General features: G+C 59.3%; 32 protein-coding genes and 1 pseudogene. 31 read left to right on the top strand and 2 right to left on the bottom strand.

Annotated elements, in window-relative coordinates; genetic code table 11:
- Positions 1-6: 6 nt before the first annotated feature.
- The 12 genes and pseudogenes from LH464_RS21450 (at position 7) to LH464_RS21395 (ending at position 6,957) form a co-directional block, all read left to right on the top strand.
- Positions 7-249 carry a hypothetical protein gene (locus tag LH464_RS21450; protein WP_226788457.1) on the top strand — a complete coding sequence of 81 codons (243 nt, stop codon included), beginning with the start codon at positions 7-9 and terminating at the stop codon, positions 247-249.
- Complete coding sequence (locus LH464_RS21445) at positions 246-716, top strand: hypothetical protein (protein WP_226788456.1); 471 nt, start codon at positions 246-248, stop codon at positions 714-716. The genes LH464_RS21450 and LH464_RS21445 overlap by 4 nt, the downstream gene beginning before the upstream one ends.
- Positions 717-1,025: 309 nt before the next feature.
- Positions 1,026-1,271 carry a hypothetical protein gene (locus tag LH464_RS21440; RefSeq protein ID WP_226788455.1) on the top strand — a complete coding sequence of 82 codons (246 nt, stop codon included), beginning with the start codon at positions 1,026-1,028 and terminating at the stop codon, positions 1,269-1,271.
- 150 nt (positions 1,272-1,421) lie between these two features.
- Entirely contained in the window at positions 1,422-1,862 is a 441-nt protein-coding gene (locus LH464_RS21435) for a hypothetical protein (RefSeq protein ID WP_226788454.1), read from the top strand.
- Between the two features lie 5 nt (positions 1,863-1,867).
- Positions 1,868-2,419 (top strand): hypothetical protein, encoded by a 552-nt coding sequence (locus LH464_RS21430; protein ID WP_226788453.1) that lies wholly within the window; start codon positions 1,868-1,870, stop codon positions 2,417-2,419.
- A gap of 85 nt (positions 2,420-2,504) precedes the next feature.
- Positions 2,505-2,840: a hypothetical protein gene (locus tag LH464_RS21425; RefSeq protein WP_226788452.1), complete on the top strand. Its 336-nt coding sequence runs from the start codon at positions 2,505-2,507 to the stop codon at positions 2,838-2,840.
- Positions 2,837-3,490, top strand: coding sequence for a hypothetical protein (locus tag LH464_RS21420; RefSeq protein ID WP_226788451.1), 654 nt, complete (start codon positions 2,837-2,839; stop codon positions 3,488-3,490). Before LH464_RS21425 ends, LH464_RS21420 begins: the two co-directional genes overlap by 4 nt.
- Complete coding sequence (locus LH464_RS21415; RefSeq protein WP_226788450.1) at positions 3,490-4,011, top strand: hypothetical protein; 522 nt, start codon at positions 3,490-3,492, stop codon at positions 4,009-4,011. Before LH464_RS21420 ends, LH464_RS21415 begins: the two co-directional genes overlap by 1 nt.
- A complete protein-coding gene (locus LH464_RS21410; protein ID WP_226788449.1) occupies positions 4,008-5,480 on the top strand; it encodes a replicative DNA helicase in 1,473 nt (490 codons plus the stop codon). The genes LH464_RS21415 and LH464_RS21410 overlap by 4 nt, the downstream gene beginning before the upstream one ends.
- Before the next feature lie 2 nt (positions 5,481-5,482).
- Positions 5,483-5,953 (top strand): annotated as a pseudogene (locus LH464_RS24905) (DNA cytosine methyltransferase); the annotation flags it as partial.
- Between the two features lie 34 nt (positions 5,954-5,987).
- The gene (locus LH464_RS21400; RefSeq protein ID WP_226788470.1) at positions 5,988-6,746 is read left to right on the top strand and encodes a hypothetical protein; all 759 of its coding nucleotides are present in this window, start codon (positions 5,988-5,990) and stop codon (positions 6,744-6,746) included.
- A 16-nt stretch (positions 6,747-6,762) separates the two neighbouring features.
- On the top strand, positions 6,763-6,957 hold the full coding sequence (locus tag LH464_RS21395; RefSeq protein ID WP_226788448.1) for a hypothetical protein: 195 nt from the start codon (positions 6,763-6,765) through the stop codon (positions 6,955-6,957).
- Positions 6,958-7,139: 182 nt separating this feature from the next.
- On the opposite strand, the gene LH464_RS21390 is transcribed toward LH464_RS21395, so the two are convergent.
- Positions 7,140-7,349, bottom strand: coding sequence for a hypothetical protein (locus tag LH464_RS21390; protein WP_226788447.1), 210 nt, complete (start codon positions 7,347-7,349; stop codon positions 7,140-7,142).
- Between the two features lie 71 nt (positions 7,350-7,420).
- On the opposite strand from LH464_RS21390, the gene LH464_RS21385 reads away from it, so the two are divergent.
- From LH464_RS21385 to LH464_RS21360, 6 genes are all read left to right on the top strand, one after another.
- Positions 7,421-7,723 carry a hypothetical protein gene (locus LH464_RS21385; protein ID WP_226788446.1) on the top strand — a complete coding sequence of 101 codons (303 nt, stop codon included), beginning with the start codon at positions 7,421-7,423 and terminating at the stop codon, positions 7,721-7,723.
- A complete protein-coding gene (locus tag LH464_RS21380) occupies positions 7,720-8,211 on the top strand; it encodes a hypothetical protein (protein WP_226788445.1) in 492 nt (163 codons plus the stop codon). Before LH464_RS21385 ends, LH464_RS21380 begins: the two co-directional genes overlap by 4 nt.
- Positions 8,208-8,753, top strand: coding sequence for a GcrA family cell cycle regulator (locus LH464_RS21375; RefSeq protein ID WP_226788444.1), 546 nt, complete (start codon positions 8,208-8,210; stop codon positions 8,751-8,753). The genes LH464_RS21380 and LH464_RS21375 overlap by 4 nt, the downstream gene beginning before the upstream one ends.
- Entirely contained in the window at positions 8,750-9,199 is a 450-nt protein-coding gene (locus tag LH464_RS21370; RefSeq protein ID WP_226788443.1) for a hypothetical protein, read from the top strand. The genes LH464_RS21375 and LH464_RS21370 overlap by 4 nt, the downstream gene beginning before the upstream one ends.
- Positions 9,196-9,822, top strand: a complete 627-nt coding sequence (locus tag LH464_RS21365) for a hypothetical protein (protein ID WP_226788442.1) — start codon at positions 9,196-9,198, stop codon at positions 9,820-9,822. The genes LH464_RS21370 and LH464_RS21365 overlap by 4 nt, the downstream gene beginning before the upstream one ends.
- 606 nt (positions 9,823-10,428) lie before the next feature.
- Positions 10,429-10,740, top strand: coding sequence for a hypothetical protein (locus LH464_RS21360; protein WP_226788441.1), 312 nt, complete (start codon positions 10,429-10,431; stop codon positions 10,738-10,740).
- 34 nt (positions 10,741-10,774) lie between these two features.
- Here the strand turns inward: LH464_RS21360 and LH464_RS21355 are convergent, their stop codons facing one another.
- A complete protein-coding gene (locus tag LH464_RS21355; RefSeq protein WP_226788440.1) occupies positions 10,775-10,951 on the bottom strand; it encodes a helix-turn-helix transcriptional regulator in 177 nt (58 codons plus the stop codon).
- Between the two features lie 211 nt (positions 10,952-11,162).
- Between LH464_RS21355 and LH464_RS21350 the strand changes: the two genes are divergently transcribed.
- From LH464_RS21350 to LH464_RS21295, 13 genes are all read left to right on the top strand, one after another.
- Positions 11,163-11,501 (top strand): hypothetical protein, encoded by a 339-nt coding sequence (locus LH464_RS21350; protein WP_226788439.1) that lies wholly within the window; start codon positions 11,163-11,165, stop codon positions 11,499-11,501.
- A 25-nt stretch (positions 11,502-11,526) separates the two neighbouring features.
- On the top strand, positions 11,527-11,649 hold the full coding sequence (locus LH464_RS24660; RefSeq protein ID WP_255648564.1) for a hypothetical protein: 123 nt from the start codon (positions 11,527-11,529) through the stop codon (positions 11,647-11,649).
- Positions 11,649-11,852 carry a hypothetical protein gene (locus LH464_RS21345; protein ID WP_226788438.1) on the top strand — a complete coding sequence of 68 codons (204 nt, stop codon included), beginning with the start codon at positions 11,649-11,651 and terminating at the stop codon, positions 11,850-11,852. The genes LH464_RS24660 and LH464_RS21345 overlap by 1 nt, the downstream gene beginning before the upstream one ends.
- A gap of 2 nt (positions 11,853-11,854) precedes the next feature.
- The gene (locus LH464_RS21340) at positions 11,855-12,346 is read left to right on the top strand and encodes a terminase small subunit (protein WP_226788437.1); all 492 of its coding nucleotides are present in this window, start codon (positions 11,855-11,857) and stop codon (positions 12,344-12,346) included.
- Complete coding sequence (locus LH464_RS21335) at positions 12,294-13,835, top strand: terminase (protein ID WP_226788436.1); 1,542 nt, start codon at positions 12,294-12,296, stop codon at positions 13,833-13,835. The genes LH464_RS21340 and LH464_RS21335 overlap by 53 nt, the downstream gene beginning before the upstream one ends.
- A complete protein-coding gene (locus tag LH464_RS21330) occupies positions 13,835-15,835 on the top strand; it encodes a portal protein (protein WP_226788435.1) in 2,001 nt (666 codons plus the stop codon). The genes LH464_RS21335 and LH464_RS21330 overlap by 1 nt, the downstream gene beginning before the upstream one ends.
- 315 nt (positions 15,836-16,150) lie before the next feature.
- The gene (locus LH464_RS21325) at positions 16,151-17,041 is read left to right on the top strand and encodes a hypothetical protein (protein ID WP_226788434.1); all 891 of its coding nucleotides are present in this window, start codon (positions 16,151-16,153) and stop codon (positions 17,039-17,041) included.
- Positions 17,042-17,079: 38 nt separating this feature from the next.
- On the top strand, positions 17,080-18,237 hold the full coding sequence (locus LH464_RS21320; RefSeq protein ID WP_226788433.1) for a phage capsid family protein: 1,158 nt from the start codon (positions 17,080-17,082) through the stop codon (positions 18,235-18,237).
- A gap of 63 nt (positions 18,238-18,300) precedes the next feature.
- Positions 18,301-18,693 carry a hypothetical protein gene (locus LH464_RS21315; RefSeq protein WP_226788432.1) on the top strand — a complete coding sequence of 131 codons (393 nt, stop codon included), beginning with the start codon at positions 18,301-18,303 and terminating at the stop codon, positions 18,691-18,693.
- A 13-nt stretch (positions 18,694-18,706) separates the two neighbouring features.
- The gene (locus tag LH464_RS21310; RefSeq protein WP_226788431.1) at positions 18,707-18,895 is read left to right on the top strand and encodes a hypothetical protein; all 189 of its coding nucleotides are present in this window, start codon (positions 18,707-18,709) and stop codon (positions 18,893-18,895) included.
- A 15-nt stretch (positions 18,896-18,910) separates the two neighbouring features.
- A complete protein-coding gene (locus tag LH464_RS21305; RefSeq protein ID WP_226788430.1) occupies positions 18,911-19,165 on the top strand; it encodes a hypothetical protein in 255 nt (84 codons plus the stop codon).
- Positions 19,152-19,493, top strand: coding sequence for a hypothetical protein (locus LH464_RS21300; protein WP_226788429.1), 342 nt, complete (start codon positions 19,152-19,154; stop codon positions 19,491-19,493). Before LH464_RS21305 ends, LH464_RS21300 begins: the two co-directional genes overlap by 14 nt.
- Positions 19,494-19,496: 3 nt before the next feature.
- Positions 19,497-20,921, top strand: coding sequence for a hypothetical protein (locus LH464_RS21295; RefSeq protein ID WP_226788428.1), 1,425 nt, complete (start codon positions 19,497-19,499; stop codon positions 20,919-20,921).
- Positions 20,922-20,933: the final 12 nt, after the last annotated feature.

Below are 20,933 nucleotides of genomic sequence, written 5' to 3'. Positions count from 1 at the left end.
GAGGACATGACAAAGCAACCCGACATCACTGAAAACGATATCCGCCAGGCTCTTATAGTCCGCGCGACGGCATATGCAGCCAAGGCCAAGACAAGCTTCTCGGCAATGAGCATTTCTGCCGTGAACGACAGCAAGTTCCTGAGCCGCGTCGAGAACAAGGATCTCGGGTTCAACATCAAGACATACCAGCGAATGGTTGAGTGGTTGGACGAGGCCGAGCGCAAGCTGCGGGTCGAGGAGGCGGCATGACCGAGTGGAAGAATTATCCCGAGGTCACGCTGGATATGAGTTCGGATTTTTCCGCAGCTCGGATCATGACCAAGAGCGGCGACGTTCTGATCTACGACACAAGCTGCGACACTGACACGCTCGAGCGTTCTGTTGTTTGCTGGAACGCCTGCCGCAAGATCGCTTTCCCTGATGCCCACATCACCGCGCAGGACGACTACTGCAAGCGCCTTGAGCAGCTCCGCAAGGATGCCGTTGCTATGGCCGGTGCAGGTGAGGGCGGATGGAATTTCGATATGTCCACCGCGCCCCGTGACGGCACGGACATCATCGCTACCAGCAAGTGCGGCAAGGTCATCAAAACCTACATCGTCAAGGTGAAGGGTTCCACCGACCGCTGGGCTGGCTTTGCTACTGGCGAGGAGCCAGTCGCTTGGATGCCGTGGCCTGTGGCTGCTGTGGGGCCGTTGGCAGAGGTGGCGGCATGACCCGCTCTCCTGTTGGCGTCGATTGGCTCGCGACCTTCCGCGAACAGTTCCCCGAAGAATTTCCGTCTGCATCAGCAACCTCAGTTCACACGCCCGACGGCACGGTGATCGTCACCGATAGCGCCGGGAACTCTGCTTCGGGACGGAATGTGGAAGAGGCTGCGGCCAATCTCAGGAGGGAGTCAGCATGTTCACCTTGAACCCGGGAATTGCTTCGGCCGTCCTACTCCTCGCGCTCGTTGTCTTTGGCTCTAGGCCTACTGTCCAGGGTGTCTGCGACGTCATTCGGTACTTCCGGGAGGCGGGGCGATGAACGAACTCGGATGGATTGCTTTGGGATTGGCTGCTTTGACCGTCATCGCTTTCATCTCCGGCAGTATCGCCGGCCAGACGAGCGAGGGGACTGCCTACGATGATCTCACAGACGAGGAGATCGAGGCCGATCTAGCCGAAAAGCTTGAGCGTGAACTCGGTACCGGCACTGAAGCTCCGGTTCCTAACCCCAAACTCCGGGATCTGATCATCCGTGATCGGTACGAGCGGGAGTGCGCGTGATGTCTATCAACCTGAAAATCGAGAGTGAGGCGCAAACGGTTTGGCGACTGCGCGCCTGTCTCTCTCCACGGTCTTCGTCTTCGGGCGGCGGCTGAAACTCCTTTCGAGTGCGCCTCTGTCGATGGAGGCAACCTAGCAGAGGCGCACACCATGGCACGGACGAAAACTCACCAATCGGTGGAAACGAAACAACAAGCAGGGGCGAAAGCAATGTCAGCAGTAGATGCATTCAGCCTGGACGATGAGGCCCGGGCGTACGCGAGAAAGCTCTTTGAGCGTCGTGTGAAGGGATGGAGTGACGAGGCGAGGGCGCTGGAAGATTGCGCCAACTGGACCGGCACATCCCCGCGCAGCTTCAAGCGCGTCATGACGGGCGAAACGAAGAACGCCGGCACGTTCTTCTCCCGCATGCGCAAGGGATACCTCGACTATTGCGCTCGGGCAGCGGCGGAACTGCAGAACGAAATGGCGGCGGAAAAAGCGAGGTACGGAAATGTTCGCATTGGCGATCTGGATCAAGAAATTGAGGCTCTGGTGGCGAAGATTGAACGCGCCAGAGCCGTCAAAATTCTCCAACACACAGAAGGATGAGGCGAATGACGACAGCAGGCCATAACGGCAAACTGAGCCCCGCGGACAGGCAGAAGCACTTTGCTCTCCACTTCCGCACGATCCTCCAGGCGGAGCAGGAGCGGCGGGCGGCGGCGGCAAAGGTCGCCTCTGCCAAGAAACTGGCGAAGTCCGAAGACCCAACGTTCACGGCCCAGAAGATCGACCACTACCTGAAGTCGCATTTCGGGGAAGATGACCAGAAGCCCGTCGATCGGCTGAAATCGGATCGCGAAAACCTCGAATGGCTCGGCCTGATCCCATCGACCAGCGGCGGCGATTTACTCTCTCAGATCGACCGCGTCGACAAGGAACAGATGATCCAGGCCAAGGGATACAAGGCCGGTCTGCTGAACCTCGATCGCGTCTCTGGATATGACGCTGGCAGTTCCGACGACAAGCTCTGGCTGGAGTCCTACGACGCCGGAAAGACCGAATACGAAACCGAGATCCCCGACATCATGGCGCGGATCGGAGCTGCAGCTTCCAAGGAAGAGCCTCCCGCTGACGGCGACCCATTCCCAGACACCAAACACTGACCTCCCTGACCGGGCCGTGGTCCTCCCAAGCGCGGCCCCACCTACCGAGCGCGAATGCTCGGATCTCTTTTTCAACGGTGTGACGATGAATGTACATTCGAGAATAAGCGCCTACACGTGCCCTTGCTGCGGCGGCTCGATCGGAGAAGCGGCACCGCTCGATCAGGTCCGCCGATTTGTGACCTCATCTCACAAGGTCAAAATCTTTGACATGCTGGCAGCCGAGCCCGGCGCTCCTGTTTACCGCAGGGATGTTTCGGCCGCGCTCTATGACGGCAAGGTGGTCGGCAACGTGTTGGCCTCGAACGTTTCCCAACTCCGCCGAGAGATCGAGCCCTATGGCTGGACAATCACCTATGGGAAGGGCGGCAACACCCCCCTTGCTCAATGGCGTCTTATCCCAACGGAGGCAGGCCAATGAGCAAGCCCGTCATCATGGCGCTAGATACGTCAAAGACCGCAGGATTCGCCGTTTGGGATACCGCCAGACATGTCACGGCGATGAAAACCGGCGTGCTAGAGTTCGAGCCTGACCATTCCGTTGAATACTGCGCTGGGCAGATGGGGCTGAAGATCGTTCGCCTCATTCGCGAGAACAACCCGGACTTCATCGTCATGGAGTCGGCAATCAAAACCACCATGAACGGTGCGGCCGCTACCATCATCAGCAACCAGCTTCACGGCGCGGTCATAGCCACCTGCACGAACATGGGTGTCTTGTGGGGGACGCTCGCGGTGCAGACTTGGCGGGCGATGTTCTTCGGCTCAGGATTCAAGCCGGCGTTCAAGGTCCACAAGCTCAAGAAGCCCGATAGGAAAACAGGGAAGCTGGAGCGGATCGAATACCTCTGGAAGGACGCTGCGGTAGAGGCTTGCGAGCGGGACGGCATATCCCTCCCTTCGAAGAAGACAATCGCGCACAACGCGGCCGAAGCCGCCGCCATGTGCTTCTGCTGGCGAAATGCGATCATTCACACCGATCGAGATAAGCTCCGGTTTGAGGAGCTTATGAAGCGCCGTCCAGACCGCAAGCAAGAGCCAGGCAACGACAGACCGGGAGCCGCGGCATAATGGGCAAGCGTTCAGATTTCGAGCGTCGGAAGAACGACGCATACCAAACCCCGGCTGCCGCCGTGACGCCGTTGATCGGTTATCTCCGAGGCATCAAGACTTTCGCAGAGCCGTGCGTGGGCGAGGGGAAGCTTGTTCGGTCGCTGGAGTCCTTCGGACTGGAATGCGTGTGGTCCGGAGATATCGAGACAGGGCAGGACGCCTTGACCGATGAAACCCTTTCCTCGACGCGCTTCGACGCGATTATCACCAACCCCCCTTGGACTCGGCAGATCCTTCACCCGATGATCCAGCGGTTCCAATCGATCGCGCCGACCTGGCTCCTGTTCGATGCTGATTGGGTCCATACCCGACAGGCCGCGCCCTTCCTCGACCAGTGCAGCCACATCGTCAGCGTCGGCCGCGTCAAGTGGATCGAGGACTCGGCCTTCAGCGGGAAGGACAATGCCGCATGGCATCGCTTCCACGCTCAACACACAGGTGGTCCGCGCTTCTTCTGGCGGGAGGAAGTTGCAGCATGAACATGGCTCAGCGCGACTTCTCCACAGACGACATGAGCCGCCACTTCGGCCAGACGAGAGAGCTTCCGAACGCGATCGAGATGGAGCAGCAACTGCTGGGCCTTCTGATCATGCGCAATGAGCTGATCGATGATCTCCCCGTGAGCTTCGAGCTAGGACACTTCGAGGAAAAGCTGCACCGGCAGATATTCGAAGCCATGCAGAGCCGCCGGAAAGATGGCCGAACATGGAACGCAATCACACTGCGGGCAGACCTTCCTCAGATCGAGATCGGCGGCTTGACCGTGGCGCAGTATCTGGCGCGGCTGGCCAGCGAGGTTGTCAACTTCGTGGACTACGCCGAATGGTGCGCAGGTATCACCACAGCGGCAGCGCGGCGCTCCATGGTCGCGCTCTCCGAAGACCTGATGCAAGCGGCCTTTGATGACGAGCTTCGCCTGTCCGATGACATCCAGGACGTGCGCAATCGCCTTGCAGAGGTCACACAGACGCTTACGAGCGAGACGGCGACCTTCTCCATCTCCGACGCTCTAGATCGCGCTCTGGACACTGCCAGCGGCCGACGTGCCGTTCCTCTCGGTGTTGATCCCGGCTTGTCCGAAGTGATGCACCTGACGGGACCGTGGCAGAACGGCCAGCTCATCATAATCGGCGGCGGCGTGAAGCAAGGTAAAACGGCCTTGGCCATGCAATGCATGTTCGAGATCGCCAAGGATACGCCGGTCTTCCTCTACAGCGGCGAGATGACTGCCAGCCAGATCATGATGCGCGAGCTTGCCCGTCGCACCGGGATTTCCGAGCGTCGACAGAAGCGCAAGCAGGTTTCCGAATCCGAGATCGAAAAGCTGATGCTTGCCGGCGAGGACATGAAGCGCCTCAAGCATATCGAGATCGATTGCCGGAAGATGACGCTGGAGAAAATCTCCCAGAAGGCCCGGGCGATGAAGAAGACCCACGGCATCGGCGCGGTCTTTGTCGACCACATCGGCAAGATCCAGTGGGAAGGCAAGATGCAGTACGAAGACGAGTTCCGGCAGGGGCAGATCGCCACGTCAAAGCTGAAGGATCTCGCGCTCGAGCTGGACATTCCGGTCATCGCGCTCACCCACCTGAAGAAGGCGACGTTTCAGGACTACCAGGGCCGCAGCGCAGCCGATCGCCTGAAGGCTGTACCGCACCGCCGGCCGTCATATCGCGACCTCGTCGGCAACATGGACAAGGACGCGGATCAAGTTCTGATCGCCTTCCAGCCTCGCCCAATCCTCGCCGGCATGGAGCCGGGAGAAGACACCGGCGAATACGCCGTCTGGGAAGACCTGATGAAGGAGTGGGAGGGCAGGGCTGAAATCCACCTCGTGCTTTCCCGCGAGAGCGAGTTTCCACGACGCAAGGATGTCATCTGGACCGGTGAAACCACCAGCTACGGGCCAGCCTACCAGCATGCACAAAACCGGAGGGAGTTGTTTTGAATGTGGCTCTACGTACCGAACGTCTCAACCTCATCAGCATCTGCTCAGGCGGAGGCGGACTTGATATCGGCGTCGAGCTGGCAATTCCAAGCGCTCGAAGCGTCTGTATGGTGGAGAGGGAAGCCTTCGCAGTCTCGACACTGGTTTCAGCGATGGAACAAGGCCTCCTTCATCAAGCTCCTGTGTGGTCGGATGCCACAACCTTCGACGGCCGCGCATGGCGTGGCGCAGTGGACGGCCTCATTGGTGGCATCCCCTGTCAGCCTCACAGCCTCGCCGGCAGAAAGCAGGGAAGCAATGACGCTCGCGACCTCTGGTCTACGGCTCGCCGCATCATCGTCCAGTCTGGCGCCTGGTTCGTCCTCATTGAAAACGTCGGCGGCATGCTCTCAGCGGGGTCTGACGAAATCGCTGGCGCGCAGCGAGTATTCCGAGACCTTTCAAAGCTTGGTTTTGAGGTTGAGGGAGGATTGTTCACGGCGGCAGAAGTCGGCGCGAGCCATCAGCGTGAACGCATCTTCATCCTCGCTGTGGCCGACCGCATCGGCCGGAGACGGGACGAAAGGCGCGGACGCCGTGCGCAGGGACACGGGAGCGCCCAACAGTACCTTGCCAACAGCGGTGGCCACCTTCCAGTCGGCCTGGCCGACACCCACGGCGAACGACTGGAAGGGCTCAGGACCGACGCTGGAGCGCAAGGACGGCCAGATGCGCGGCGATCGGCTGGACTATGCGACGGAGCAGTTGTGGACGACGCCTTCAGCGGGAGACGGGCAGAGGGGCGGGACCATCACGGAGAACATGAGCGGCACGAGCCTTGTGCAGCAAGTGAACACGCTCTGGTCGCCGAGAGCATCGGATGCGGAAAAGGGTGGCCCGAACCAAGCGTTCGGAGCGGGCGGGCAGCCACTTCCTTCGCAAGCGGTTCAATGGATGACGCCTCGATCGCACGAGGTAGGCGAGTATCAGTACAGCCGCGGCGACAAGTCGAAGCCGGTCCAGACCTTGACCGGACAGGCATCTTCCCACCCGGACCTAACGACGTCGATAGTTGGCGAAGCGCACTCTCGGCCGCGCCGGAGCTTGAACCCGCTTTTCGTAGAGTGGCTGATGGGCTGGCCTCCCGGCTGGACATTGGTCGCGTGGACCGACTTCGCATGCTCGGCAACGGAGTTGTCCCACTTCAAGCAGCGTATGCGATCCGCACTCTTGTCACTCGGCTTGCCTCGCGAGGCTCCGCCGGCGCAGCTCGCCTTGTTCGGATGATGGAGGCTTTGGAAGCATGACCTATCGTTTTCAACGCCTCGGGCTCTCGACAGATGGCCGAACCAACCGTTGGAGGCTGGCGCTGCCGTGCGCCCATACAATCGAGCCGATGACAACCATGTACGCCCAGCAGCAGGTGGGGTGCGAGCGCTGCGGCAGGACGTTCCTTGTCGACTACAACGACCAGACGATGAAGGAGGTGGAAGAGTGACTACCGCTCGTCCTCATGGCGCTCAAGAACGCCAATGGCCCATTCGATCCAGTCTGGGATTTCACGATCGCCAGCCTTCCAGCGCCGCACGGTTCGAGCATCCACGCGAATGCGTCTGGCAAGAGGAGACTGCCAATCCTGCCCGTATAAGGCAGATGCTCTCGCCTCAAGGTCGGCAGGTGTCATTGGATGACCTCGACAGACAAAGCGGTCATGCCGTCACGGCCACGCTTGCCGATAGAAGCGACAGCAAGGGCGTAGTTCTCATCGAAGGTAGCCTTGTCGACATAGTAGCCGTTGAACGGGGCGCGCTTGTCGAAGGTAATGCGGAAAGCAAAGCCCTTAGCTGTACGTTCGGCTTTCTTGGCGGCGATGAGAGCTTCGATGTTCATGGCAACGTCTCCTGTGTTGGTGATCGATATATAGGACCAATGGCCCTAGCTAGTCAAGAGGGTTTTTCACGATGAACGAGTTCAGCGGTTATGCGACGAAGCGCGGCGGGCAATGGTGGGCCATGGTGAGGTTCGCCCGCGATGCGAAGCCTAAGCCCATCATGGACAAGGGCGAGAAGCCGCGGACATACCCCGACGAGCTGTCGGCCACTAAGGCGGCGCTGTCTCATGTCCTGGCATATTTCAACGGCCATCTGGTCTGCTCGGGCGAGATCAAGGGCGGCTCGATCAAGGAGGCCAAGCGGGCGAGGGCAGAGCGCCTTTTCATGGGTGGCGGGAAGACGGTCGAGATTGAGCGGAGGGAGATCGCATGATGCACGCCCAGACATACGAAGCCTCCCCAACTGCAGTCATGCTGCGCGAGGCATACAAGGCCCGCAGAGCGCGAGAGGCCGCAGCCGCCCGTGGCGTCAGGCAGGATCCTAAAGTCACCCTCCGACGTCCTGTGGTCGAACCTATCTATGCGCCGCCGATGTGGCGCCGGGAGGAGATGCACTTCGATTGGCATGTGGAAGCCTACCGCACATCAAAGGAAGTCCTACGGATCGGGCGCCTTTCCACCATGCGCGCCCACGTTCGGAGCCGGTCGATGGAGTTGGGCTTCAGCTACTCGGTCATCGCCAGCGGAAAGCGCGAATCCCGCGCAGTATCCAAGGTGCGGCATCAACTCATATGGGAGATCAAAACGAGCATCGACCCCAGCATTTCGTGGTGCGATATCGGCCGGCTGTTCGGGCTCGATCACTCGTCAGCGATCAATGCTTTCCGCAGATACAAGCAGAGACTGGAGGCAGCCCAATGAACGTCCATGTGAAGACGCCGTTCAAATGGACGGAGGAGGTCATGTCCCAGGCTGCCGAAATGTGGAACGACGGGCAATCCGCAACGCAGATTGGGCGGGCACTCGGGGTAAGCCGGAACGCCGTGATTGGCAAAGCCCATCGCAATCCATCGGTGTTCATCAGCAAGGAAGGTATGGGCAGAGATTGGCGCAGCGGCGTGACCGGAGCTCGACCCGTGCAACGAGCACCGGAACCACTCGTGAGGCGATCGAAAGAGGCGATCGAAAGGGCAAAGCTGAAGAGGGAGGCAGAGACAGCAGAGGCCACAGCTATGCGGCTCGCCATTCGGGATGCAAAGGCCGGTTCAGAAGCTTACGACACGGAACGCCTCGTCCACGCCAAGCTTCTTGTCGATCTAGACCGAGGCGAATGCCACTGGCCGCTCAATGATGGTGGTCCCTTCCTCTTCTGCGCCTCAGAGACGGCCAAGGGGAGTTACTGCGAGTGCCACAGGCTGCGGATGCTCCCATCGCGTTACACGAGCGATCTGGAGGGTATATGAGCCAACACCCCGACGCAGAGGCGATATTCGAGGAGTTCGGCGTAACGATCGTCCCCAAGAACGTTGTCCCGGCCGTCGGGCAAACGAGAGCTGTTGCGACCCTGCATCGCATCATCAAGCGATACGGCGAGGATCATGCGCGGTTCGTGATCATGGTTCTAGCCGATGCAGCCAACAACAAGGCGGCGCTGGATGAGACGGGGATCTGGGCGACCAGCGACATCATCCTGGCATTCAAGAAGAACTTCCCCGACATGATGGAGAACGAGGTGACGCGGTTTATGGAGTTCTTCGACCGTGTGCCGGTCGGTATGCTACAATATTGGTGCTTCGGGCTGGATGGCATCACCAACAAGCGAGCGGCCCTTGTAGGGCTGATATGGGAACGTGCTTGCCGGTCGTTCGGAGATCCGCAGGGGCAGCTTTTTGACGGGAGAGCAGCGTGACAGAAGACCAGATCATCGAAATCTTCGTAAAGGCCGCTCAGGTCGATAGGAAGCTTCCAGACACGGCGCGACCGGCGAGCCTCAAAGCCATCAACCACGGGTACGTCCACGACACAGCCGACATCAACGGATGGGATGAAGCGACGAAGAACGCCGAATGGCGATGGAAGTGGCTGAACCCGGATAACCTGCGCAACACCACCAATGACATCGGTATATGGGAAGCTGCGATGGAGATCATCAAGCTCATCCCCGATCCGGCCAAGCGTCGTGCTCTCTGGGCATGGGCCAAATCTGAAGGTGGCGGCAAGTCCTTCGCCAAGTGGTGCAAGAACGAGGAAGGCATCAGCAGACAGCTCGGAGATTGGAGAAGAAAGTCGGCTATCGCATGTGTCGTGGCAACTTTCCAAGGCAAGCCATTGCAGCATAACGAATATGAGCAATCGGACGACTTGCCAAATCAGCCTGAAAACGAGCATATTAAGCCCATGATCGAAGTATGGCGCGCCGATGATGCCAAGCCGATCTGCGGATTTGATGAAGACCTTCGGGACTTCTCCTGGGCAGACGCTCAGAATGCAAGACGCCGCCAGCGCGAAGCCAAACGACGCGAGGCAGCATAGAGGCCAAGGCCGTGTAGAGCGGTCCACGGGGTGAGAGCCCCGACCAGTACGGTGGGACTTAGCGGGCGGATCGAAGCCAGTCATAGCCACCAAGCCCGGCCTTAGACGCCGGGCAGCTATCGGGAAGGCGAGTGCCGTTAGGGCCTATCAACACCGCATGCGGGTTGGTGACGGATCATGCCCCGGCCTTCCTGACACTCATCCCGTAGGGGATAGGGCGCCTGATCAGCGCTATCACTGAGGTAGCCCCTTGTGGGCGGTCAAGCTCCCAGCCTCGAGAAAGAAACGGGAGTGGCCTGCCGGTAAGGCCTCACTAGGAGCCGGCACTTATCCTTAAGCCTGTAGGCAGGCATGTATCCAGCCCCGCCCCAGACCGTCATCTGGTGGCGGGGTTTTCTATATAGACAGCTTGCCGCTCAAGCTTGGCCAGCGCGGTTAGGTGGAACCAGAAGCGTGCCTGATATGTTGGCGTAGGTTTCGCGGACGTAGACGTCTTGGCCGTCAATTCGAAGCATCGAGCTTCCATCCGCTTGTTCCCATATGCCTCCTATGCGGTCGCTATGAGCTAGCATTTTGGTTCCTGTAACTGTTGTCAGCGAAAGCCACATGGCCGTCTCCTTGTTGGTCGGAATTTCAAGGAACCAAATCGCAGCCTTTGACGCAAGCGGTGGGCAGATCGGAGCATCGATCATGAGTTGGCAGGCGGTACGAGATGCTCAAGACGAATACAACGCCAGCCTGGCAGAGCTAGAGCGCGTCAAGCGTGAGGTCGAGCCGAAGATAGCCGCAAGCCGGGAACGGAAGCGCATCCTCAGAGAGCGTTCCGAATTCTGCATGATGGTGGCGATGATGTGCTTTGCAGCGCCCATGCTCGGCGTGATTGTTCTAAAAGTGGTGCGGTTCGCAGCGGGTTCTTAGAACTTATTTGCGAGCGGCCGCGTGGCGGGATTCATTACTTCCACGGCTCAAGACGATGATAGAGCGCAGCGCAGGCAAGAGCTACGTGCTGCGGCGCTCCCTCGTTCTTGTACTTCGTCATTGTGTTGGCATGGACGCCGAGAAGACGGGCGCCCTCAGCGGAGCTGATCTTCATCGCGGCAAGCCAGGACCGCATAGATTGGGGTGTCATGATCACATTCCTTGTGATGTTTGTTGATAGGGGTAAGTATCACTGATATTGTGAAATCGACCGGGACGGAAGAGGGTTTCACAACTAGATGAATAGCAACGTTCGCATCAAGGGCCTCCAAAGCTATCACTACGCATGGCTATCCTCCCATCCAGAACGGACGGAAGCGTGGATGAGGGAGCGCCTACGCGACGGGTTCCATGTCCATCACATGGACGGCAACCATTCGAACGACGAACCGACGAACTTGGTTTTGATCGACGGCATAGACCACATGCGCATCCACGGTATGAGTGTTGAGCGCAATATCGATAGATGGAACAGCCTGGCGGGAAAGAGGGCCGAAGCTGATGCCGAGTGCCAACGCGCTTATGATCTAAAGGCTGAAAGCGGCCTTCCGTGGGTTGAAGTGGCAAAGATCGTTTACGGCAATCAGAAACCCAGAGACGACCGCCCTTGGCACGACATCGCGCAGCCGCTTGCCAATCGGACGAGGAAGTACGCAAAGCGCAAGGGGATAGCGTGGCCCCCAATAGGCGCCCCCAAGTAGGAATGATTTTGCTCAGGAGCCTCAAATGATCGGCATGAAGACGAAACTCGGCACGGTAGGCGCAGAGCGCGGATCGCCAGACGGACGGCTTATGGTTCGGATCTCGGACCGGTGGGTGTTCGCGGATGAGATTGAGGCAGTGGCCTGATGATGTTCCGCGCCAACAGCCAGCAATGGTTCAATCTGGATAGCGTCGAGAGGGTCGATGACTTCGGCCACAACGTGGGCGTGGTGCTCAAGAGCGGGCAGACCTACACCCTCCTTGGCGGAACAGAGACAAAGGCGGCTTTCATGGCTGCAATCACCCCAAAGCATATCGACATGCCATGGGGAACAAGGGTGGCTGTGTAATCATGCCAGTCCTCCGCAACGCCAAACACGAGGCATTCGCTCAGGCTCTTGCAAAGGGCATGAACCAAGACGATGCATACGCGGCTGCAGGCTATCAGCCACACCGCGGGAACGCCTCAACCCTTAGAACAAATCAGAACATTTCAGATCGGGTTGTCGAGATCCAGTCCAAGGCCGTTAAGCGCGCCGAGATCACCGTACAGAGCCTCGCAGACGAGCTTGAGGAGGCTCGGGCTATAGCTCTAGCCGAAAAGCAGTCAAGCGCTGCTGTGAGCGCCACAATGGGAAAGGCGAAGCTCTTCGGTTTGGGGAGTGAACACCGCCGCATAACCGGCACCATTCAAGTGGTGCAGATCACCGCAAAGCAATTGGAAGCGCTGACCGACGATGAGCTTGCATCTCTCGAAGCAGCATATCCCGTTCTCCAGAAGCTCGGGCTTATTGGAGGCGATAGCCCAGCAGCGCCAGACGCGGGAAGCGCAGAGGAACCTTGACAGGGACATAGAGCGGTCTAGCGTATCCCTGTCATCCTTCACCAAGGCGGCGTGGCACGTGCTGGAGCCTGGGCAGCAGTATCGCCATGGCTGGCATCTGGACGCCATCAGCGACCATCTGGAGGCTGTCAGCACCGGGGATATCCTCCGGCTTCTGATCAACATCCCGCCTGGCACGATGAAGTCCATGTCCGTTGGCGTGATGTGGCCTGCATGGGAGTGGGGTCCGAAGGGGATGCCGTTCATGCGGTATCTCGGGACATCGCACAGTCTGCCGCTGGCGATTCGCGATAACCTGAAGATGCGCCGGCTGATCACCTCGGAGTGGTACCAGGAGCGCTGGGGTCGACAGGTCGAGCTCACCAGCGACCAGAACGCCAAGACGAAGTTCGAGAACACGGCGACCGGGTTTCGCGAGGCAATGGCCTTCACGGGCCTGACCGGCTCCCGTGGTGACCGAGTACTGATCGATGACCCGTTGTCGGTGGATAGTGCCAATTCGGATGCAGAGCGCGAGAGCGTTAATTCGACCTTCCGTGAATCCGTCCCAACCCGACTGAACAACCCGGATCGATCGGCCATCGTCGTGGTCATGCAGCGACTGCATGAGGAGGATGTGTCCGGCCTGATCATGGCGAATGACTTCGGTTACGAGCACCTGATGCTCCCGATGGAGTTCGAGCCAGAGCGCAAGTGCTATACCTCTATTGGCTTTGAAGACCCTCGCAAGTCCGATGGTGAGCTTCTGTTTCCCGAGCGCTTCCCTCGTGAAGTGGTCGAGCGGGACAAGAAGGTCATGGATGCCTATGCGGTTGCTGGTCAGTTCCAGCAACGGCCGGCGCCCCGTGAAGGCGGTCTGTTCAAGGCCGCGTGGCTTCGGCCGTGCCTGCTCAAGGATCTGCCGGCGAAGGAAACGCTATCCATCTATGGGGGCTCTGACTACGCGGTAACGGCCAACGGTGGAGACTACACGGTTCACGGTGTTATCGGACTCGATAGTCTGGGCCGCATGTGGCTGCTCGATCTGTGGCGCAAGCAAGCGTCTTCAGATCAGTGGATTGAGGCCTTCTGCGACATGGTCCTGCACTGGAAACCGTCTGGATGGGCAGAGGAAACCGGACAGATCAAATCAGGCGTGGGTCCCTTCCGTGATCGCCGGATGAGAGAGCGCAAGTCTTGGGTGGTCACTGAGGCCTTCCCGACCAGAGGCGACAAGGCAATCCGCGCTCAGTCGATCCGCGGTCGCATGGCTCTGGACGGGCTGTACGTTCCAACGGACGCGACTTGGTACGAGCAGTTCGTATCGGAACTACTGACGTTCCCCGCCGGCAAGAACGATGACCAGGTGGATATGCTCGGGCTTATCGGGCAGCTCCTCGACAGGATGTGGCAGCCAAACGCGGCATCCCCGCCTGATGGACCGAAGAAGCCAGACGATTACCGCTCACACCGGCCTGTTGAGGCCGACAATGATTGGATGACCTACTGATGCTGGCAAATCATTCAGGCTATGCGCAAGGCAGCGGGCCGGCACAGGCTCCGGCAGCCAGCACGGGCGATGCTCACGCCACGCGCAAGAAGGAGTATCTCGCCTACCTCGAACAGAAGAACGAGGAAATCAAGGAACAGCAGGAAGCCCGCCGGTACTATCACGGCGCCCAGCTGACCGACGAGCAGATCAAGAAGCTTCGCCAGCGCCGTCAGCCCCCGGTGATCTACAATCGCATCGGTCGCAAGATCAACGCGGTTGTGGGCCTTCTGGAGCGGCAGAGGCAGGATCCCCGCGGCTTCCCCCGCACCCCGAAGCATGAGGAAGGCGCAGAGATTGCCACTGCTGTCCTGCGCTTTGTCTGCGACGAACAGGAATGGCCGACGAAGTCTTCCGTCTCCGGCATGAATGGCGCGGTTGATGGCCTTGCAGGCGTTGAGATTACGCTTGTGCAGGGGAGGGATGGCGTGGACGTTGGCCTGCAGGACGTTGACCCGTCGTCGTTCTTCTACGACCCGCGCTCTCTCAAGTGGGATTTCTCAGATGCCCGCTACATGGGTGTCGGCAAGTGGTCTGATATTGACGCGGCTATCGAGATGTTCCCGGACAGCGAGCAAGCCCTTCGGGAATCGCTTCAGTCTGGCTCTGACCTAACCAGCAACCCGGATACTGACAACAAGTGGATCAGCACGGGCGACAAGGGCACTCGGGTTCGCATCATCGATCACTGGTTCATCAAGGGCGGCAACTGGCACTACTGCATCTACACGGGCGCTGTGACACTTGCTGAGGGCATCTCTCCGTTCAAGGATGAGAAGGGCCGCACGATCTGTAAATACATCATGTACTCGGCCAACATCGACCACGAGGGCGATCGGTACGGGTTCGTTCGCAACATGCGCTCCAGCCAGGACGAGATCAATCAGCGTCGGTCCAAGGGGCTGCACGTCCTCAATAGCCGCCGGATGATTATCCAAAAGGGGACAGGCGAAGATACAGAGAAACTACGCAGGGAAGCGGCCCGACCAGACGGCGTGATTGAATACGTCGGGGATAATCCTCCATCGTTCGATGACGGCGCCAAGGGGCAGGAGCTGCAGGGCCAGCTTGCGTTCCTTGAAGACGCCAAGAACGAGATCGAGAACTACGGATTCAACCCGGCACTGATCGGACAGGGCGTCGATAAGATGTCAGGCCGTGCGATGCAGATCCAGCAGCAGGCGGGTATTGCCGAGCTTGGGCCGTACCTACTCGCCTTCCGCGGCTGGAAGCTTCGCGTCTACCGGGCACTCTGGAACGCCGTGCAGGAGTTCTGGACCGGTGAAAAGTGGATCCGCGTCACCGACGATGAGGGGTTGGCTCAGTTCTTCGCCGTGAACCAGTTGGCCGTTGACCCGATGACGGGCCAGCCAACGCTTGTGAACGCTCTTGGTGCTCTTGACGTTGATATCATCATTGATGAAGGCCCAGACACCATCAACATGCAGCAGGACGCGTACGACACGCTCTCGATCATGGCAACGAAGGGACAGAACGTCCCGCCTCAACTGCTGATCGAGCTTTCCCCACTACAGGGCAAGGTCAAGAAGCGGGCCATGGACATCCTCAATGAGGCGCAGCAGCAGGCAGCGCAGCCTAACCCGCTGGCAATGGCCGGCGCAGAGGCAGAGGTGGCCGATAAGCGCGCATCCGCCATGCTGAAGGAAGCTCAGGCGCAAAAGGCTCTGGCGGACGCTGGAGCGGCCGGCATGGGCCAACCCCAGCAAGGTCCGAGCGAGATCGAGATTGCTACGGCGTTGGCTGATCTCCGCAACAAGAACGCAGCCACGGACAAGACGGTAGCCGAGACGGACAAGATCCGCACGGAAACCTCGCTGAAACCCGTGGAGGTGAGGAATAGCCAGATCGAGGCAGAGCGCAGCCGCGATGAACGTTTCGCCTTCAAGCAGGCCGACATGACCCAGCGCCGGGAAATGTCACGCCAGAATGCAGGGGCTTAATCCGATTGGCCTGCAAAGGTGGGGATGCCTCGCTTCGGTACTTTTCGATCAACCCCGGTGAAAATTGGGTAGATGAATCCCGCAATTCATCGAAAACGTCATCCGGCACAAGCCGCTGAGCGTAGTCGATGTTTGAATATGGCTTCATAGCGGCCTCCGGGTTGCCTGAAGCCATAGCATAGGAGCCGCCATCCTCAAAGGGCGACTATCGGCAGCTTGACCGTCATTCAAGCAAGAGTGCCGCCGACTAGACGGGCGAACAGCCGCCGCCGGGCACCGGGCGATCCGTGACTCCCACGATATCTGGAGATTGAAATGGCCGATGTAAATTCGGAACTGGATGATCTGTTGTCTGACGACACCGGCTCGACCGGACCAGCAGACATTACCGTGACGCAGCCTGCAGAAGTCCTGCCGGTTGTCGAAGCCACCACCACACAGCCGCGAGATGAGACCGGCAAGTTCGCACCAAGGCAGGAAACTGCCGCGGTACCCGAGCCTGTCATCGACCCCGCTCAGCCTGCCCACCACGACAAGCCGAACAATGGTGTTCCGGTACGTGCGGTTCAGGAAGAGCGGCAGAAGCGCCAGGAAGCCGAGTCAACCAACGAAGCTCTCCGTCGCGAACTCGCGGAAATGCGCGGTCAACTGCAAACGCTCACACAGCAGCGCCAGCAGCCCGCACAGCAGCAGCAGGAAGAGAAGCCGGCAACCCTTTGGGATGACCCGGATAGCTACCTGAGAAACCAGATCACGCCCGTGCAGAGCCAGATCATGGAGATGAAGGAATTCATGTCCGAGAACATGGCAATCCAGACATACGGCGCTGAAAAGGTCGAAGCTGCAAAGCAAGCACTCGAACAAGCAGCCCGCACGCCCGAAGGTCAGCAGGTGATCCAGAAGGTGTTGCAGTCGCGGCATCCGTTCGAGGAAGTGGTGAAGTGGCACCAGCAGTCGGAAGCCATTCGACGGGTCGGCAATGACCCGGATGCATGGTTCCAGGCTGAGTACGAACGACGCCTCGCTGATCCAGCCGAACAGGCGAAGATCCTTGAGCGCATCCGTGGCACGGCGACATCCAATACGAACCGATCGGCACCAGCAGTCAGCCTGCCGCCGTCTCTCAGCGGTCTACCGGCCGGTGGAAACACCGCCGCCGACAATGACGTGAGCGATGCGGCTTTGTTCAGCCAAGCACTGCGGTGACCTGACAGGCGCCGCCCGTCTCAGAAGGAATACCACCAATGGCCGTCACTACGGTTCAGGACAACAACAAGCTCGTTCGCTATACGCGCGAGATCAACCGCGAATTCGTTCGCGAGAACATGTTCTCCCCCTACATGGGGCAGGACTTGAACGCCATCATCCGCATTCGGCAGGAGCTGAAGCAGGGCGGCGATCAGATGAACATCCCGCTCGTCACTAAGCTTCGCGGCCGTGGCACGGGCACCGGGACTCTCGTCGGCAACGAAGAGAAGATCGACAACTACGGCATGCGCCTCTGGATCGATTGGGCGCGTCATGCCGTCGTCACCAAGAAGAGCGAAACGCACAAGGACTCTGCCGATATCTTCGGTGAAGCCCGTCCGCTTCTCTCGGATTGGGGCAAGGAGCGCCAGCGCGACGATATCGTGGAGGCCTTTATGGCTCTCCCCGCCGAAGTCGCACCGGTTGGCCTTGGCGCTGACGAAGGCAACACCGTCAACGGCATCAAGTACGAGAACGCCACCACGGCCCAGAAGAACACCTGGAACGCGGACAACCAAGACCGAGTCCTCTACGGTTCGGCGGTATCGAACTACAATGCCACCCACGCTACGGCTCTCGGCAACATCGACACCACGGACGACAAGATGTCCGCCAAGGTCGTGTCGCTCGCAAAGTCGCAGGCGGAACTAGCCGACCCGGCAATCAAGCCGTACAAGACCCGTGACGGGTACGAATACTACGTCATGTTCGTCGGCTCGAATGCCTTCCGCGATCTGAAGGCTGACCCAACCATCGTCGCAGCAAACCGCGATGCCCGCGCCCGTGAAGGCAACGGCATGGATAAGAACCCTCTCTTCCAGGATGGGGATCTGATCTGGGACGGCGTGATCATCCGCAAGGTGCCGGAAATCTCCAAGTACGTCACCAGCGTGTGGACCACGCTTCTGACGGCCGGCGCCTCGTCGTCCCGCGTCGAGCCGTATTTCCTCTGCGGTCAGCAGGCCCTTGTCCTCGGCTGGGGTCAGATGGCGAAGCCCACCTTCCGTAAGGAAGATGACTACGGCTTCATCACTGGCGTTGGCACGGAAATGGCCTACGGCGTCGGCAAGATGTTCAAGCGCATCCAGGACGGCACTGCAATGAAGCAGTGGGGCGTATTCACCGGATTCGTCTCGGCGGCATCCAACGCCTGATCAGGGTATGGGGCGGCTTAGGTCGCCCCTTTCTCGTTTCATTCAACAGGAAAGGGCAGAACCATGCCTCTGAATAACAGGAAGCCTGCACGGAACGATCTGTACCAGGACATCCAGTATATCCGAAAGGATATCGTCTTCGGTGACAACGGCAAGGTGATCCAGGTCGGCACTCTTCCGGCTCACGCGGTCATCATGAAGGCAATCTCGGGCGTCAACGTCTCGACCGTCTTTAATGCCGCCACCACGAACGCGCTCAAGATCGGCACGGCTGCCGACGATGACCTGTTCGGCACCGATCTTGCTCTCGGCGTTGCCGGTCTCATCCCTCTGGACGAGGCCGTCAGCGAATACGTCGCCGTCGATACCGAAATCACCGCCACGGTCGCCCTGTCAGGCACGGCCGCAACAACCGGTGTCGGCCAGATCATCATCGCGTACTGCACGCGCAACTGAGGAGAATGGACCAATGGCAAAGGTCAAATATCTCGGTGAGCCGGGCGGCGTGAAGGAGACTTCACAGTTCGGCTACGACTTCAAGGACGGCAAGGCGGTTGAGGTCGACAACCCCGATCACCTCACCAAGTTTCGCGGCAATCCGTTCTTTGAAGTGGACGAGGACGCTGTGAAGATGCCCGTCAAGGGCGGCAAAGACTGAGCAAGAGGACGGCAGATGGAAAACGAAACGCCTGCCGTCCTCTCCCTTGGTGATGAGGTATCCGCTGGTATCACGGTTCGCGGCCCCGGGCTCACCGATGCCCAAGCCATATCGATGGCAAAGCCAAGTCTGGACGAGTGGCAAGGGCAGCAAATCGGGCGTCTACCCGAAGGCTGCCATTTCCAGTCATCCGATCGCGTATTGCCCCCGGTCTCGCGGCAATACAGCGCTTCCCGGACATTGAAGGTGGTTAGAGATGAAGACGCGTGAAGATCTGATCCTCGCAACCCTGAAACTGTTGCAGGCGGATGGCGGGGCAGGGCAGCAGCCCGAAGCCGAAGACGTACAGGAAATTGACAGCGTCATCGACGGCAAGCTGGCCGAGTTGAATGCTCGCGAGGTCTACTATGCGCAGGACAAGAACGCTTTCGATGATGAGGTGGTCCCGCCGCTCTCTATCGTGATTGCCAACGAGGTGGCGCCAGTGTTCGGACAGCCTCGCAATCCTGAGTCCCGGCGCGAAGCGGAAGCCATTCTGCGGTCGTTCAAGCCGTCAACCTACGTCGTCGGCTCTATCCTCGCTGTGGATTACTTCTAAGTCATGGCCCCGATCATCTTCCCGACCTCAACCGCGCCAGGCGCCCGCCCCGGTGAGGGCTCCGGCCGCCTGATCAACTGCTATGCCGAGAAGCTTGACGCTGGCGCTCGACAAGAATTTGCCCGCCGTCGCGTTCCCGGTCTCACGAAGCTTGAAAACACGGGGTTCAACGGATGCAGGGGTCTGCACTTCCACAATGGCAATCTCTACGTGGCGCAAGCCGAAAGGCTTCTGCGCGTCAACCAGTCAGGGGCGGACTTCATCGTTACGAACGTCGGAAGCCTCCCCGGCACTGGCCGCGTCACCTTCGCCAGAAACAACAAGGCTCCTGTCCCCGATATCCTCTGCACCACAGAGGACGACACATTCATCATCACGCCCGACGTGGCACCAGACAGTCTTGACGACGGGGATCTGCCCCAGGCGCTGACTGTCGACTTCATCGACGGATATTTCGTCTGGGCCATACGAGACGGGCGTGTGTTCTTCTCGGCCATCAACGACAAGACCGTCAATGCGCTCGATTTCGCCAAGGCCGAGAGCCGAACCGGAGGGCTGTTGCGGGCCGTTGGCTTTGGGGAACAGCTTGTTCTCTTCGGACCATCGGTGATCGAGTTCTGGCAGAACGTCGGTAACCCTACAGGCTCGCCGTTCTCCCGCGCATCGACTTTTCCCATCGGCCTTGCGTCTACCTTTGCTGTCGCAGGGAATGAATTGGGATTTCAAAGCCTTGTGTTTGTTGGCTCAGACAATGGTGTATACCGCCTAGATGGCGGTTATCAGCCGCAGAAGATATCGACGCCGGATATCGACCGCCTGATTGAAAAGGTGGCCGACAAGAACACGCTGGACGTGACGGTCAGCATTACATCGGGCCATCGCTGGGCCACGGTGAGCGGTCCTAATTTCTCGTGGACATACGAGCTAGGTACCGGCCTGTGGCATGAGCGTGCAAGCTATCTGGATGACCACTGGCGCGGTGTTTGTTCCGTGCAGGCATTCGGTGGCTGGGTTATCGGGGATCGCACCACAGGCGATGTCTGGCTGCTGGACGCTAACGCTCACCAAGAGGGCGACGATCCTCTGGTGATGACGGTCTATTCCCTGCCAGGCGCTTCTTTCCCCAACCGTGTTGCCATTCCTCGCGCCGACTTCGACATCATCGTGGGGCAGGGACTGGTTGCCGGCCGTGAGCCTATCGATACCGACCCTGTGTGCTTCATCTCGTGGTCCGATGATGGCGGGAATTCATTCGGTGTTCCACTCAAGCGACTTTTGGGGCGGCAGGCCAAGTACAAATCCACGGTTGCCATCAATCGAGCCGGCACATCAGGTCGATACGGACGGGTGTGGAAGATCGATATTTCCGATCCTGTCTACGTCTCCATCCTTGGAGGCGAGCAGCAGGGTGACGTGAGGTCTCGTTGATGGCTGCGCCCC

This window comes from Pseudorhizobium xiangyangii (assembly GCF_020531965.1).
Lineage (GTDB): Bacteria > Pseudomonadota > Alphaproteobacteria > Rhizobiales > Rhizobiaceae > Neorhizobium > Neorhizobium xiangyangii.
This window is presented reverse-complemented; position numbering and strand designations above follow the sequence as displayed.